The organism is Alteromonas sp. Cnat3-28 (genome assembly GCF_022348265.1).
Lineage (GTDB): Bacteria > Pseudomonadota > Gammaproteobacteria > Enterobacterales > Alteromonadaceae > Alteromonas > Alteromonas macleodii.
Genome location: NZ_JAKREY010000007.1, coordinates 48627 through 62037, shown reverse-complemented (window position 1 = coordinate 62037; position 13411 = coordinate 48627). Strand labels below are relative to the sequence as shown.

Genomic DNA, 13411 nt, shown 5'->3' with positions numbered 1-13411 from the left:
GAGGTCAACCATGAAAGTTTTTGTCGCTAGGGTCTGTTGACCTTTGTTGTACATTTTTGCAGCGGTCTGTGTGCCATCTAGACAAGGCGAATGTTTGACGGTTTAGTGGTTCTAAATCGAGAACATTCAACGCAGTATAGATGGCACAAAGGCGCTGCCCGAAGGGGTCGTTATGGAAGCCTTTTACTCTTTGTCACAGTCCTTTAACTTAGCCCGCTAGGCTTGCAGGACTGTTTCGCGATTAAAAGGCTTCCATTTAGACCAAAATTCGTACACCAAAGGTCAACAGACCCTAGTGACTTATCCGTTGGCTTGCTCTTTTTTAAGCTTCGATTCCTTTTTGAGTTTTGACACCACAGAAAAAGCTTCAAGCATAACAAGCACAGACACAATAAGTACTACTGCGTCTAAGAATACCAATAGATAGTTACCTTCAACGTAGTATTCTTTAAGTTTAATAAGCCCAGCAAAGAAGGCCATAATCAGTACAAACACCATTGGAATCAGCGTATATTTCGCTGGTCGACCTAATTTAATCAGCATAACCGAGATTACTAACAGGGTTAAACTGGCTAGTATCTGGTTAGTAGAACCGAATAACGGCCAAATAATCATACCGCCACTGCCTGACGCACCACCTGCACCGAAGGCCAGCAATAAACAACATCCAACAGCTACGAGCGTTGCAACCACGCCGTTCTTAAGTGCACCAATTGAATAGATATCGCCCCATTCTTGGATTATGTAGCGCTGCAGACGCACGCCCGAATCCATGGTGGTGCCAGCAAATAGAACAACCATTACCGCAAGGATAGTTGACGAGAAATCTACCGGTAACCCCCAACCCTGCTGAATTAGGTTCGCACCACCAGTGATAAATGCACCCACGCTACCCGCACCCAAGTGGCTGTATACTTCGTGCCATTCTTCTGGAGAAGCTGCAAACGCAACGCCGCTTACAGCGACAATGGTAATAAGTGCCAGTGAACCTTCACCGACCGCGCCTAGATAACCAACAAAGCGTGCATCGCTCTCTTTGTCTAGCTGCTTAGAGCTGGTACCTGAAGACACAATACCGTGGAAACCAGAAACAGCGCCACACGCAATAGTAACGAACAACAGCGGGATTAGACTTGGAGAATCGACAGCGGTTTGAGCGTTAAACGCTGGCGCCGTGATATCCGGCATAGCAAAGAACACAGCACCATAAAGCAGGAACAAGCCAACAAGTAACTGCATACCGTTAATGAAATCACGAGGCTGTAACAGCATCCAAACTGGTAACAGCGATGCAATAGCGGCGTAAATAAATAAGATAATGATCCAGTTTGCTTTATCTGCTAAACCAAACATGGTTTCCGGCAGACTTAGTGGGATATAACTGCCCGCATACACCGATGCGTAAAGCACAATAATCCCCACAATACATAAGGGTATGAGGCTGAAATTACGTTTAAGCAATTGACCTATGACTAATGCAACTGCGATTGCCATCCAAGCTGGGAATACCGCATTGGGTTGGGAGACAAAAGAGTTCGCGATAACCACGCCAAATACCGCGTTAACCATTAAGAGTACTAGGAAGATCACTATCATAAATAGTGAACGAGAGCGTTTTCCGATGACGGTCTCAGACAGCGCGCCCATTGATTTGCCTTTGTGGCGTGCGCTGGCCCATAAGGCGCCCATATCGTGCACACCGGCAAATAATATCGTACCGAACACAACCCAAAGTACCGCAGGAACCCATCCCCAGTAGACAGCAATAGCTGGACCTACGATGGGTGCTGCCCCCGCCACGGAAGTGAAATGGTGCCCCCACAATACAACTTTATTGGTGGGAACATAGTCCACCCCATCTTTCATTGTATGTGCTGGTGTTACAAAACTATCATCCAACTTAAATATACGGCTCGCAATAAACTTCGAATATACGAACCAACCGAGCAACATTCCGATGATGCCCAGTATAACAATGGCAATAGACTGCATACTGTCGTCCTAATTTGTTTTATCGACAGGCCCTAGGGCCTATTGTTCTTTGATGTACGAATTTTGGTTTAAACGTACAACAAAGGTCAGCAGCCCCTAGCCTGTTGATTTTCTTATTTTCAGTTCAAACATTACACCAATTATCGGTGACGAAAGGTCATACCTGAATAAGAAAACACCTATTTAAGGTATGCCCAACGTACTGTTGCGCATATTTAAACATGCGACAAGGCAAGGGCCTGACACATTAGACTAAAGTCTAACTTAAAGTTTGGGATTTAGCTGTAAGGCTTTTGAGGTTTATTAGCGATGATTCAGCGGTGAAACAGGAAAGCGCAAAACAGACATTAATTACCTGCTGTTCTCCACATTAGTAAAGGTCGCGGTGATAACGTCCTTCGTCAGCTAGCGCATTGTAGGCTTGCGCTTCAAGTATGGACTGCAAAGCCATGTCAACGCCTTGGCCCATTCCCTCAAAATGCCCACAAACGTATACTTGTCCGGTATCGCCTAAGAAGGATTTGACCTCATCTCGCTGCTCAACAAGACGCTGTTGAACATAGCCACCACCTTTTTGTCGGGAGAAAATCACTGACTTTTTGAAAATACAGTCACTATCCTGGAAAGGCGATAGCGTTTTATCAAGCACATCATCTTGCATGGGATGACGTTCGCCAAAAAATATCCAAACTGGCCCAGCGTTCTCAAGCAATGCGCGTTTTGCAAGCTGAGCTCGTACCCCCGCAATGCCGCTACCCGCAGCAATTAATAACAATGGGCACTGAGTATTAGTAATAATAGCGCTGGTATTTTTCCGAATGTAGGCCTGTACTAACTGAGATACAGGTAAAGAACGGGTAAGTAATCCAGAACCTAGACCAAGTTGGCCGTTGCCTTTAACCAGCTGTCGAACTACAAGTTTTACGTCGTGTTCTTGTGGTACCGACGCAATGGTGTAGCTTCGGCTTACAATCGGTGACTGCCCTTGCTGAGGAATAAGGACTTCCAACACGTCTCCCGCTTCCCATTGTTCATGTAACTCTTGTGTATGATTAGAATGGTCAACGTTCAAAGACAAGCCGAACAGGCCTGGCGACGCTGGGTTTGAAGGTTTGCCCTCAGAGTGGTCAGAGGGTTCCTTTGAAGCCTCGCCAGAAGCTAGACTTATTTCATTTAATTGAACCCGATTTTTCAGTGTGAAAGCATGGGTGGGGTGCTGTTCATCCTGTGGCAACGAACCAAGCAAAGACAAATGCTCACCTTTCCCTGAATCTAATGTCGTTAGCGGAGAAAGCGCACGTGCTCCTAGTGCACTGATATTCTCAAACAACGTGACTGCGAATTGGCAAAACGCGGCGTATTGCTTATCGCCTAATCCCACCACTTCAAAAGACAGGTGGGACAGGTAATCAGATTGATTCGACGACGCTTTTTTTAGCGCTTTGCTAAAGGTTCTACCCGCATCAGGGGGTTCGCCTTCACCGTAGGTACTCACAACAAAAATGACTTTCGACACACTACTTAACGTGTTGAGTTTCAAAGATGCCATGGACACTACCGACGTTTGCTCTTGCTGTGATAGCGCCGCAGCCTTTGCGCGGGCAATTTTTTCAGCCGTACCGGTTTGGCTTGCGTATACGACAAGGGTCTCCTCGCCTGATACCGCATAGTTGTATTGCTTTCGATGTTTAAAAAATAACACCGCTACCCACAGCATATACATGCCAATGCTTACTATTGCTATGAGTAGACGGTGTGTTTCTGTCATGTGCTTAACTTTTATGCCGTTGTATTGAAATAGCTAGAAACTTAAGAGGCTGTTGCTCTGTGAGTATTCAAAGAACGTTTACAGCCCCTAGCTGCGCAATAACGTGCGGTTATTACAGCGGAAGCACTTCAAATGTGCCTGAGTAGCTACCGTTACGAGACGTTGCAGGCTTTTGCGCTTTATCGTCTTCATAGCCAATTTCTACAAAGTACATACCGGCTTGCGGCCATGTAATTTCAATCTGACCATTTTTGTCAGACGTGACTTTAATCGTTTCCTGATCATTTCTGTAGCGCATACCACCGCGCACAACTTCCACCTCGGCGCCAACCGCAGGCTCACCGTCAATAAGTAACTTGAACGTTGCCGTTTCGGTGGCGAATAAATCATTAGGGTGAGTCACTGGCACTAGCTCCAAACCCACGTTATCAGGCGTGAACACCTTGTTCGATGGCGCACCAAGAGTAACAAACGTTTCTACGCGGCGAGAGCTTTGCATTACGCGAAGATCTTTTGCTTTCTTAGGCACGGCTGTTGCGAACTCTTCCGGCTTATATTCTTCACCACGGCCCGGCCACATCTTGCGCTTGCCTTCTTCATCTCGCCAAAATGCGCGAATACCATTGCTGGCAGACGTCAGTTTGTATGTACCTTCTTTGTTTAATTTCAAATCAAACGTGGTTCGGTACTTACCGCGTGCCATATTTTCTACGTCTACGGCTTCACCCTCTGGCGATTGAACCACTAAGTTACTGGCGTTCATTGCGAAGTGGTCAGGGTGAAAAATAGTATTTGAAATAGCAGCATCAAACGTCACGTAAGCTTCTTCACCTGATAGTACGGTAGAGCTTGGAAGTAACCACGCGCGATGCGCACTGGCTGAAAATGACACGGCAAGTGTTGCTGCTAGCGCAATGGCTGAAGCTTTTACTGATAGTTTTTTCATAATGTCCTCTTATTGGATCTCTACTGAGTGAGCGTTGAATTAGCGCCTCAGCAGATTAGTCTTCCAGACGCAGTACTACACGCCCAAGTTCTGAATTTCCTTTCACCTCTACCGGTAGTGACGCAGCAGATAGCGGTAATGAAAATGGCAGAGACAGTACTTCTCTTCCGCCTACTTCTCGTGATGCCTCAACGCGAAGCGTGTAATCGCCCTCTGGCAGTTCTGCTAACGCTTTATTTAACTGCGAATCAAGGCTGTAATCGCCTGGGCCTTTTGTTGCACTGGTAAGTCCGTCATAAGGCAAATCAAGGCTTCGCCCACCACGACGCCACCATTGGCGCAAGTCTTTAAGCCACTCTTTCCCTTTGTCTTCACGCATTTCAACGTCGTACCATACGGCGACTTGAGTAGCCTTGCGTTTACTGTCTTCAATCCACACGGCAAGATAAGGTTTGTGATATTCAGCCACATCAAGTTGCGGTAAGGCCACGTCAAGTTTGGCTTGGCTTGCAGCGTGAATAGCGCCAGAGGCAAATGTCATACTTAATAAAGTCGATGCGATAACTGCGCCTTTTCGCATTTTCATGTAAACACTCCTTAAAATTGTGTAGGTAAGTGCCACTAGCGTCGCGCTAGTGCACAAACAGTAAAATAATGACAAACGGGATGAGCACACCGAGCGTAGTAATGGGCCAAGTAGACGCGCGCGTTTTCGAGTGACGCATTAATAGTTGCAGCCCAGTTACGCTAAAAATAATGCAGGCAACAGCGAAGATATCGATAAACCAGCGCCAGGCATTTCCCGTGTTCCGCCCTTTATGCAGGTCATTGAAATAAGATATCCATCCTCTATCAACGTTTTCATAAGTCACTGTGCCAAGTTCAGCGTCTACTGCTATCCAACTATCAGCACCGGGTCCAGGCCAAGCGGCATAAAATTCAATACCATCCCACTCTCCCGTCACCGATGAAGGTAGTGAAATGCCCTCTTGCGACTGCATAAACGCGACGAGTTCGCTTGGAATGGCTATGTCACCGGTGTCCAGAGAAACCAATTGTTCGACAACCAACGGTGGTAGGCTTGATTCAGCTGACGTTACAGTTCTGTTCGCTGGAATGTCTGCAGCGTGATTTAGCGTAATCCCCGTTAGGGCAAATAACATCATCCCGACCAGACAGACTGCGCCACTAATCCAGTGCCATTGGCGGATGCCGCCTAAAGAAAAACTCATAATTTCGTTGCTAACTCTCTGTACTACTCGGTGATATTGATTAATTCAACGGGCTAGATAATACAGATATTTCCACCCTTTTCAATGTAAATGAGATTTATTCTCATTATTGTATTTTTTGCTCAACAACCTTTAAGTATTGCTTCACTTTTCGCGTAAACGAGGCCCCCAAAAAGCCGCAAGCAACAGGTAATTGCACAGCGTTTTATAAAGGGTAGGTAAATAGGTAAACGTTGCAGAAACCAGCACGCTTGTAAGCTGTAAAAAACCAATCCACACCACAACGCCAATTTCGGTCTTCCACACGTCTATGCAGTTCATGAGGCTTATTGCCATAAGCAAATACGCCAAACTATGAAGCACAATTAAAAGTAGTGGTGAAGGTGTACTGGTTAGTCGAGTGATACCGGCATGCTTCTTGTTGCCAAGCGAGAGTAGTAAGAAACTCAAATAAGTAAGCACAAATGCGAACACCACATGCAGAATGATACTCATATTAATGCCTCGCTGTTGTCACCTTGCGGCTTATCTTGGGGAGCTCTGTCTTTTCGCTTAGGTGACGGAGTACTGCTCACCCGTTTTGCTTTCACGGCTTTGGCTTTTTTGACGTGGTAAGCAGCATAGCCGAGTACTGCCGCAAGTGTTATGCACATAAGGTCAAAACTCACTCTCAAGCTATCACCATTTGCAACCGCAAAATCTAGGCCTGTTGCTGAGGTGAGGTGGTCAAGCAAAGGGACAAGCGCAAACAACACTGCTGCAAAGCCAAGTTGAACTACCCACCCTTTTTTGTCTCGCCAAATAAACCCTGCAACCACACATACCAGCCATATTGCGAAAAACACCTTAATTTCCCATAAGCTTCGAGACGTTAGATCGGCAGGAAGTAGTCTATTTACCCAAAAGTAGCCACCGGTCGCACACATTAATCCTGCAATGCTGCCTATATTACTGCCTCTGACCAATTCAAAACCAAACTCTCCAAGCTGTTGCTTTGCCCGTTTCACTACCCACAAAACAGAGCCCGTTCCCACCATAATGGTACCCAGAATACCGGCAAAAAATAGTAACCAGCGAGTGAGGGTATCGGCGAAGCGCGCTTGATGTAGCATATCCAAATAGTTATACGTCGCCTGGCTGGCGTTAGCGGCTACTGAGGCTGGGCGCTCGTTAATGACTTCGCCTTGTGCGTTAAATACCAGCGCACTACTTCCTCCACGCCCCGCACTTAACTGCGTTCTGTTGTTCCCACTTAGCGTAAACTGAGCGTTAGCTTTACCCGGGTGAGTAATAGATAGGCTTTCAACCGGCACCTGCCATGTGCGCTCAGCGTGAGCAATCATCGAAGAGATGGGTAAGGCCAATAAGGTATTAATGTCTGGTGAAGCTAGATTTTGCTGCTGCGCATTCTGGCGTACTTCTGTACCTTGAGGACGGTGCCGCACGCGCTCCTCGCTGTTAAAAGGCAATAGCGTGGCGCCTAATAGAATCAAACCAGAAAAGGTGATCATGATATGAAATGGTAGTGCTAGTACCGCACTAATGGCGTGCCCATCTATCCAGCTCAGCAGCTTCTTCTTTGGCCTGAACATAAAGAAATCGGCAAAGATTTTTCTGTGCATGATGACGCCGCTGATAATAGCAACAAACATCATCATACTGACTACGCCTACTATCCAGCGTCCAATGGTTCTGTCGATACCGTATAACTCGAAATGAAAACGATAAAGGAAGTTGCCACCGGCCGTTTCCCTTACTTCTATCTCTTCACCCGTGGACGGGTTCAACATGACCCGTGGTCCTCGACGACGCTCGTTACCTGCATTGGCGTCGCGCCACGACAAGTCGAGTGTATTCGAGCGCGCATCTGGTAGTGAGAGTTGCCATTCACTTGCATTGGGCGCATTGTTCGCAAGATAACGTAAACCGTGCTCTAGCGCCTTTTCGCTGGGTACTGCGGCGTGTTGTTCTGGCTGCATCCAATAGGTTATTTCGGTTCTAAAAAACGACAGCGTACCGGTAAAAAAAATCGCAAAGAGTAACCAACCAACAAGTATCGAGCTCCAAGTATGAAGCCACGTCATAGACTTTCTGACATTCCCTTTCATGTTAAAGCCCTGTACTGATTGAATAAAGACATAAGGCTAACGCAGAGAGCGCTGTCATTATGATGGACGCCTTTTTCGTCGTATCAAAGATGAACGTAAAAAGGATGAAGGTGCAGTAAACACAAAAGAACAGCATTCTTACCAGCACTTCGTGCTCTCGTCCGTCAGCCCCTATAAAATTGGCGATAGCACTGCTTAGCCACGCTGAAAAAGCGTAGCCCAGTGCCACAGCAATCAGCGTTCTAAGTGCGACATCCAATCGTTCACGATTTATGGCGACGCGGTTCACCGTTTGGCTTTTCATATTGTGTTCTTCACTAGGTTTTCTAGTGACTGGATGTTGCCAAGTAAATCAGAACGGGATGGGTACGATTTATAGACTTGTCGTAAAAGCGTAAGTGCATCTTGGTACTGACGCTGGTCTATGGCAATTTGCGCACGCCCGAGCATGGCGCGCTGTTTAACGTCGGCGAGTGACTCAGCTCGCAGATAGGTCATTTTGGCACGTTCGACGTTGTTCTGTTGACGATAAAGTGAAGCAAGAGACAACAGCGCCTCACCATTGTCAGGGGCGTCAGCAATGGCTTTGGTTAAAAGGGAAATTGCCGTTTTGCTTTGCCCTTTGCCCATAGCCAACTGAGCTTTAAGTACATTAAGCGTAGCTGCTTGAGAGGTCGTGAGCTTTTTCACATTGTTGTCGGCAGCTTGCGTTAATTTACCTAAATCAGACCACTGCTCATTAGCCGCTAAGTAAGCCGCTATTTTGGAGTAAGCGTCGAAGCCTTCCCCATCTTTGTCGGTAATGAAAGTCTTCGCATGGGTAGCCAGTATGTCTGCTGCGCGCCGCGGACTGCCGTCAGAAACGTGCAATTTGGCCACTGAAATCAAGTTCGACAGCGAGCTGTCACCCAAAGAAAGGGCAGTCTCTAAGCTGCTCAGCGCCTTTACCATGTCACCCTGCTTTAACGCTATTTGCCCCCGTTGGAGCCAAAGCTGCTGATTACTTTCATCATCTACCAACATTTCGCTTAGCAAGCTTTCCGCCTGTGCAAGTGCATTACTTTCAATAAGCGCGAACAATAAACCTTGATACCATTGCTTGTTTTCAGGTTCGAGCATCAACGCATTTTGATAAGCACCAATAGCGGTGACAGGTTTGCCAAGCTGAACATTGGTATAGGCTAGCTGCCCAAAAAGTTGGGCATCTTGAATACCTAGCTCTACGCTTTTAGTTAAATGAGTGCGTGCTTTCGCCAATTTATCTGTCATTAAATACGCCATGCTCAAACTTCTGTGCGCCGATGGAAGGTTTGGCATAGCGTCTATAACGTCCAACAGCACTTTTTCGGCAAGTGCGTAGTTTTTCTCATTCAATAGCACTTGTCCGTAAAGCTCGCGCAAGCGTGGACTAAATTGAGAAATATCCTGGGTTGCAAATGCGCTGGCAACGTTTGAGTAATTGCCTGCTTGCAAGTCGGCCTGAATGCGCCCGATAAACTCACCTTCTTCACGGGATATACGTTCACGATGATCATCTCTATGGTGCTGACGCATGACAAACTGCCAATCGGGTTCTTCCAATTCCACCGTTATTTTCGCACTTACTGGCTTAACAAAAGCCAGCGCGCTCACTACACAGCTGAGGACAGTTACGGCTGTAATCTTGTTTAACATTGTCTCAATCAACCTCTAAATTCTTTAGCTTCTATTTCGCTTTATTGCGCTAAACCAGGCCTTTAATAGGCTTCCATTAAGCTTCTATTAGGCCTCTATAACTACAGGCCAAATAAAACGCGCCTTCACCGCTTCATCTTCTTTGTAAGGCGATGTAAATTTGCTGGCTTTAACAAAACGCATTATTTCTTTATTGAGCTCGTGATGCGGGTTCTCGACAATATCCATCAGCTTTACGTTGCCGTGTTCGTCAATAATGACGTCGAGCTTTACAATCACCCGCTTGATACCTTGCTTTTTAAGTCGCTTGGGGAAACGTATTTTGACCGGAGTCAGCAAGGTAGGCTTTGAATCCAGTTCGCTTAGCCCAAAGGCGTCCAATTCAATATCAGGCATATCCCATTGGGTTTGGGTTACTTTGACATTTGGCATGTCGGGCTTTGGCACTTGAATATCTGGCTCAACACTTAAATCCGCCATGGTCATGGCTGCGCCACTGCCCTCTACCTGCATAACAAGTTCAGTCTCTTCCACTACATTTTGCGTTTTAGGGGGCGGCGGTGGAGGCGTTACCGCAATGTCTAACTTGCGCACAACCATAGTGTCGGGCTGCAGATTAGACAAAAAGTGCCCTAGCCACATAACGCCAAGCGCACTAACGAGCACCGCACCGCTAAGTAGAGAAGGTTGAAGATTGTATTTCATTGAATTTTGCCTCGTTCGCTATGGCTTCAAAGTGGCGATATTTACCGTGTCGGCACCCGCCAGTTTGGCTTCATCTATGACTTCTACCAGTAATTCAGAGCGAACGGCTTTATCTACCTGAATGACTACTGGGCGTTGTTCTTTCATCAACAATTGCTCAACGGTAGAGCGCACACCGCTCACACCGATATTGGCACTGTCATACACCACTTCACCGGTTCGGGTAATTGCCAGCATAATGGCCATTTGATCGAGCTTTTGTGCTGATATTGCCTGAGGTTTATCTACCTCTACCCCAGTCTCTTTTACAAACACTGTTGAAACGATAAAGAAAATTAAAAGTATAAAAACCACGTCTAGTAGCGGAGACATATCAATGCCTTGCGCTTGTTGGTTTTCAAGGCGTCGCTGTAATCGACTTGCCATGTTTACGCCTCCCTTGCTACGGCGCGCTTTACCGCACCATTAACAAACATCAACAAAAGCCAGCCAGGAATAGCCAAGGTTAAGCCAAGCTGAGTGGTAAAAAGTGCATCGGCAATGCCACCAGTGACGACTTGACTATCGACACCTAACGACATCATTCCGGTGAAACTCACTTGTAGGCCTGCAATTGTTCCTAGCAGGCCCATCAAGGGAAGAGCACTAACCAGCACGGCAGGTACCATTTCTCGCTTTGTTAGCTCTTTCTCTCCATCACGCACTTGGGCTATCTCTTTGCGTGTAGTAAACAACACAAAGATTTGCTGGTAAGCAAACCATGCCACCAGCAGCATTAACCAACACAATGCATTTCCCGCTAGCTGTTCAATCATTAGCTTGCGCTCGCTTGCTTTTGACCATCACTCTTTTGGTCGCTTTTCTCAGCAACGTCAGGCTCGTCATTGCTAAGTACAAGCGCGAAACTTTCGAGCTCTTCGTAGTAATGTCGCGCTTTGCGAGAGAGTACGGCATTTAGAATTAATGCCGGTATGGCCACAACTAAGCCTAACTCTGTCGTAACCAAGGCTTTAGCGATCCCGCCAGAAATAACTTCGGGGTCGCTTGAGCCAAATGCCGTCATCATTCTAAAGGTTTCAATCATGCCGCTTACCGTACCTAGAAGACCTAGCAAGGGTGCAACGGCAGCAGTTACAGCAATGGTGCCGTTGTATTTTTCTAGCTTGATTTTGTCTTGCTGGAGTGCAGAAAACAGTTCATCGTCGCGTTCAGTTGGCGTGCTTGCACGCTTAGTTATGTCATACAGTTCGCGCTGCATGCCATCAAAGAAGCCCACACCTGAACTGCCCACCATGTTCACCAGAGCTTTGCCTGATGCTACTTGCTTAACCTTAGGTAAGCGCCATAGCTGAATAACTTTAAACAGTGCGATAAGCGTAGCGAGAAGGGCAAACAAAACGATAGGGATCACCCACACTCCGCCTTTCACAACATGTTCAATTACCCCTTCTGACGCTTGCTCGCGCGTTGTTGCGCGGCCAAGGGTAGGATCTATTTTAATGCTGCCATTGCCGCTGCTTGCCAAGCTTGCAAGGCTTTCGGTATCCGTATCTGAAAAAGTGGACGTAGAGGTAAACAGGTCTTGCTTACGCTCTGCTGTACCCGCAACGTTTTGTGCTTGCGCCAGATACCACGTCACCGGGCCAAGAGTAAGCACTTTTGCTTGGGTCACTTCGCCATTCGCCAGTACAACCTTTCCTGCACTGAAATTAGGGGTTTGTTGATTGGCAAACTCTTTCGCTTTTTCACCCACTTTCTGGACTTTGTCAGACAAGCTCATTTCGCTTAATGACAGACTGTCTACACCAGTTTGAAGCAGGAAACGGCTCAACAAATTTTGTTGGAACTCTTGTTGCTCGCTCCAGCTCGATAGGCGATTTTCTAACTGTGAAAGACTAAGGGTTCTTTCATCCATTTTACGGCGGGCGACCGTGGTTTCATTGCGCAGTTTCATTACCTGCTGTTCAAGCGCACGCAATTCATTAGCCAGCGCTACCCGCTCTTTACTAATTTTGCTTTCGGTGCGATCCAGACGCGCTTTCGCGTCTTTAATATTGGCCAGCATGCTATCTTCAGGCGCTGCCACTGCCGGTACACAAACCACAGCAGCACACAAAGCAACACATGCTGTAATGAGAGAGGATCTCAACATTGGATTAAATGCTGTGAGAACGTGAGAAAAGCATTTCATTCGCCTTCTCCTTTAGCCAGTGTAAGTGGTAAAGAAACAAAATCAGGTTCATGCTTTTTCTCAAAAATAGCGACGGCAAGCGCTACCGATTCGCTATCTACGTTGTCACTGAATTGCCACTGCCACTCGCCATTTTTAACACGACCGGCCCCCTGATATTGACCATCGGCGTTGGTAAACCACGCATAGCTGCTGCCAACAAAGAACTGCTTAACTAATACATCTTTGTCATCGGGAGCACGCATTACGGTTTCGTTAACCAGAAGTTTGCTATTGAATTGCGCAAGGGATGAAAGTTTTGCAAGGGTGACCTGAAGCTTATTTGACGTGTCGGCGTCAGCCGCTAATTCGGCTTGCTCTTTATCCCACGTCTGGCGAATAATTTCAGGCAGCGACGAGTAAAGGCTGTCTACTTGCCCTATTACTCCAGTCAATGCACGCTCTACCCCACCCTGTTGTGCTTCAAGCTCACTTTGCTCAGAAAGCAATGCTTCTCGCTGGGCTTCTACGTCGGTGGTTGCAGCCTTACTTTCGTCAATCATACTCTGCAGCTGAGTACGTTCAGCTTTAAGCAGTTGAATACGCTGACGCAATGCAGGCTCTGATTCACGCCACTCGTTTTCTAGCTTTTGCGTCTGGCGCTCAATGCTAATCCACTTTTCTGTGAGCCCATCGATATCGCTGGCTTTTGTTGCTGCCATCACAATACCTGATGAGGCCACGGCAAGTGATACCAGTACAAAAGAAAGCGCTGCACTTCTTTTAACTTTCATTCAAATCCCTTACATCTCTTAG

General features: G+C 46.9%; 14 protein-coding genes. All 14 read right to left on the bottom strand.

Annotated elements, in window-relative coordinates; all coding sequences use genetic code 11:
- Positions 1–300: 300 nt before the first annotated feature.
- Entirely contained in the window at positions 301–1992 is a 1692-nt protein-coding gene (locus MHM87_RS09100; RefSeq protein WP_239258726.1) for a carbon starvation protein A, read from the bottom strand.
- A 370-nt stretch (positions 1993–2362) separates the two neighbouring features.
- Positions 2363–3760, bottom strand: coding sequence for a flavodoxin domain-containing protein (locus tag MHM87_RS09095; protein ID WP_239258724.1), 1398 nt, complete (start codon positions 3758–3760; stop codon positions 2363–2365).
- Positions 3761–3872: 112 nt separating this feature from the next.
- Positions 3873–4706, bottom strand: coding sequence for a DUF4198 domain-containing protein (locus MHM87_RS09090; protein WP_014951017.1), 834 nt, complete (start codon positions 4704–4706; stop codon positions 3873–3875).
- 55 nt (positions 4707–4761) lie between these two features.
- Positions 4762–5292 carry a DUF2271 domain-containing protein gene (locus MHM87_RS09085; protein ID WP_014977604.1) on the bottom strand — a complete coding sequence of 177 codons (531 nt, stop codon included), beginning with the start codon at positions 5290–5292 and terminating at the stop codon, positions 4762–4764.
- A 46-nt stretch (positions 5293–5338) separates the two neighbouring features.
- Entirely contained in the window at positions 5339–5938 is a 600-nt protein-coding gene (locus MHM87_RS09080; protein WP_039227019.1) for a PepSY-associated TM helix domain-containing protein, read from the bottom strand.
- A 144-nt stretch (positions 5939–6082) separates the two neighbouring features.
- Positions 6083–6433, bottom strand: coding sequence for a DUF3325 domain-containing protein (locus MHM87_RS09075; RefSeq protein WP_239258722.1), 351 nt, complete (start codon positions 6431–6433; stop codon positions 6083–6085).
- Positions 6430–8046, bottom strand: a complete 1617-nt coding sequence (locus MHM87_RS09070) for a PepSY-associated TM helix domain-containing protein (protein ID WP_239258720.1) — start codon at positions 8044–8046, stop codon at positions 6430–6432. Before MHM87_RS09070 ends, MHM87_RS09075 begins: the two co-directional genes overlap by 4 nt.
- A 1-nt stretch (position 8047) precedes the next feature.
- Positions 8048–8350 carry a hypothetical protein gene (locus MHM87_RS09065; RefSeq protein ID WP_049589007.1) on the bottom strand — a complete coding sequence of 101 codons (303 nt, stop codon included), beginning with the start codon at positions 8348–8350 and terminating at the stop codon, positions 8048–8050.
- Positions 8347–9720 (bottom strand): tetratricopeptide repeat protein, encoded by a 1374-nt coding sequence (locus MHM87_RS09060; protein WP_239258718.1) that lies wholly within the window; start codon positions 9718–9720, stop codon positions 8347–8349. Before MHM87_RS09060 ends, MHM87_RS09065 begins: the two co-directional genes overlap by 4 nt.
- A gap of 87 nt (positions 9721–9807) precedes the next feature.
- Positions 9808–10425, bottom strand: a complete 618-nt coding sequence (locus MHM87_RS09055) for an energy transducer TonB (RefSeq protein ID WP_239258715.1) — start codon at positions 10423–10425, stop codon at positions 9808–9810.
- An 18-nt stretch (positions 10426–10443) separates the two neighbouring features.
- Entirely contained in the window at positions 10444–10851 is a 408-nt protein-coding gene (locus tag MHM87_RS09050; protein ID WP_014951024.1) for a biopolymer transporter ExbD, read from the bottom strand.
- 2 nt (positions 10852–10853) lie between these two features.
- Complete coding sequence (locus MHM87_RS09045; protein WP_014951025.1) at positions 10854–11240, bottom strand: MotA/TolQ/ExbB proton channel family protein; 387 nt, start codon at positions 11238–11240, stop codon at positions 10854–10856.
- Positions 11240–12616 carry a MotA/TolQ/ExbB proton channel family protein gene (locus MHM87_RS09040; RefSeq protein WP_239258713.1) on the bottom strand — a complete coding sequence of 459 codons (1377 nt, stop codon included), beginning with the start codon at positions 12614–12616 and terminating at the stop codon, positions 11240–11242. The genes MHM87_RS09045 and MHM87_RS09040 overlap by 1 nt, the downstream gene beginning before the upstream one ends.
- A complete protein-coding gene (locus MHM87_RS09035) occupies positions 12613–13389 on the bottom strand; it encodes a DUF3450 family protein (RefSeq protein WP_039234921.1) in 777 nt (258 codons plus the stop codon). The genes MHM87_RS09040 and MHM87_RS09035 overlap by 4 nt, the downstream gene beginning before the upstream one ends.
- Positions 13390–13411: the final 22 nt, after the last annotated feature.

Excerpts from the sequence above, each read along its gene's own strand:
- MHM87_RS09100 (WP_239258726.1), bottom strand. The coding sequence starts at position 1,992 with ATGCAGTCTATTGCCATTGTTATACTGGGCATCATCGGAATGTTGCTC.
- MHM87_RS09095 (WP_239258724.1), bottom strand. The coding sequence starts at position 3,760 with ATGACAGAAACACACCGTCTACTCATAGCAATAGTAAGCATTGGCATG.
- MHM87_RS09090 (WP_014951017.1), bottom strand. The coding sequence starts at position 4,706 with ATGAAAAAACTATCAGTAAAAGCTTCAGCCATTGCGCTAGCAGCAACA.
- MHM87_RS09085 (WP_014977604.1), bottom strand. The coding sequence starts at position 5,292 with ATGAAAATGCGAAAAGGCGCAGTTATCGCATCGACTTTATTAAGTATG.
- MHM87_RS09080 (WP_039227019.1), bottom strand. The coding sequence starts at position 5,938 with ATGAGTTTTTCTTTAGGCGGCATCCGCCAATGGCACTGGATTAGTGGC.
- MHM87_RS09075 (WP_239258722.1), bottom strand. The coding sequence starts at position 6,433 with ATGAGTATCATTCTGCATGTGGTGTTCGCATTTGTGCTTACTTATTTG.
- MHM87_RS09070 (WP_239258720.1), bottom strand. The coding sequence starts at position 8,046 with ATGAAAGGGAATGTCAGAAAGTCTATGACGTGGCTTCATACTTGGAGC.
- MHM87_RS09065 (WP_049589007.1), bottom strand. The coding sequence starts at position 8,350 with ATGAAAAGCCAAACGGTGAACCGCGTCGCCATAAATCGTGAACGATTG.
- MHM87_RS09060 (WP_239258718.1), bottom strand. The coding sequence starts at position 9,720 with ATGTTAAACAAGATTACAGCCGTAACTGTCCTCAGCTGTGTAGTGAGC.
- MHM87_RS09055 (WP_239258715.1), bottom strand. The coding sequence starts at position 10,425 with ATGAAATACAATCTTCAACCTTCTCTACTTAGCGGTGCGGTGCTCGTT.
- MHM87_RS09050 (WP_014951024.1), bottom strand. The coding sequence starts at position 10,851 with ATGGCAAGTCGATTACAGCGACGCCTTGAAAACCAACAAGCGCAAGGC.
- MHM87_RS09045 (WP_014951025.1), bottom strand. The coding sequence starts at position 11,240 with ATGATTGAACAGCTAGCGGGAAATGCATTGTGTTGGTTAATGCTGCTG.
- MHM87_RS09040 (WP_239258713.1), bottom strand. The coding sequence starts at position 12,616 with ATGAAATGCTTTTCTCACGTTCTCACAGCATTTAATCCAATGTTGAGA.
- MHM87_RS09035 (WP_039234921.1), bottom strand. The coding sequence starts at position 13,389 with ATGAAAGTTAAAAGAAGTGCAGCGCTTTCTTTTGTACTGGTATCACTT.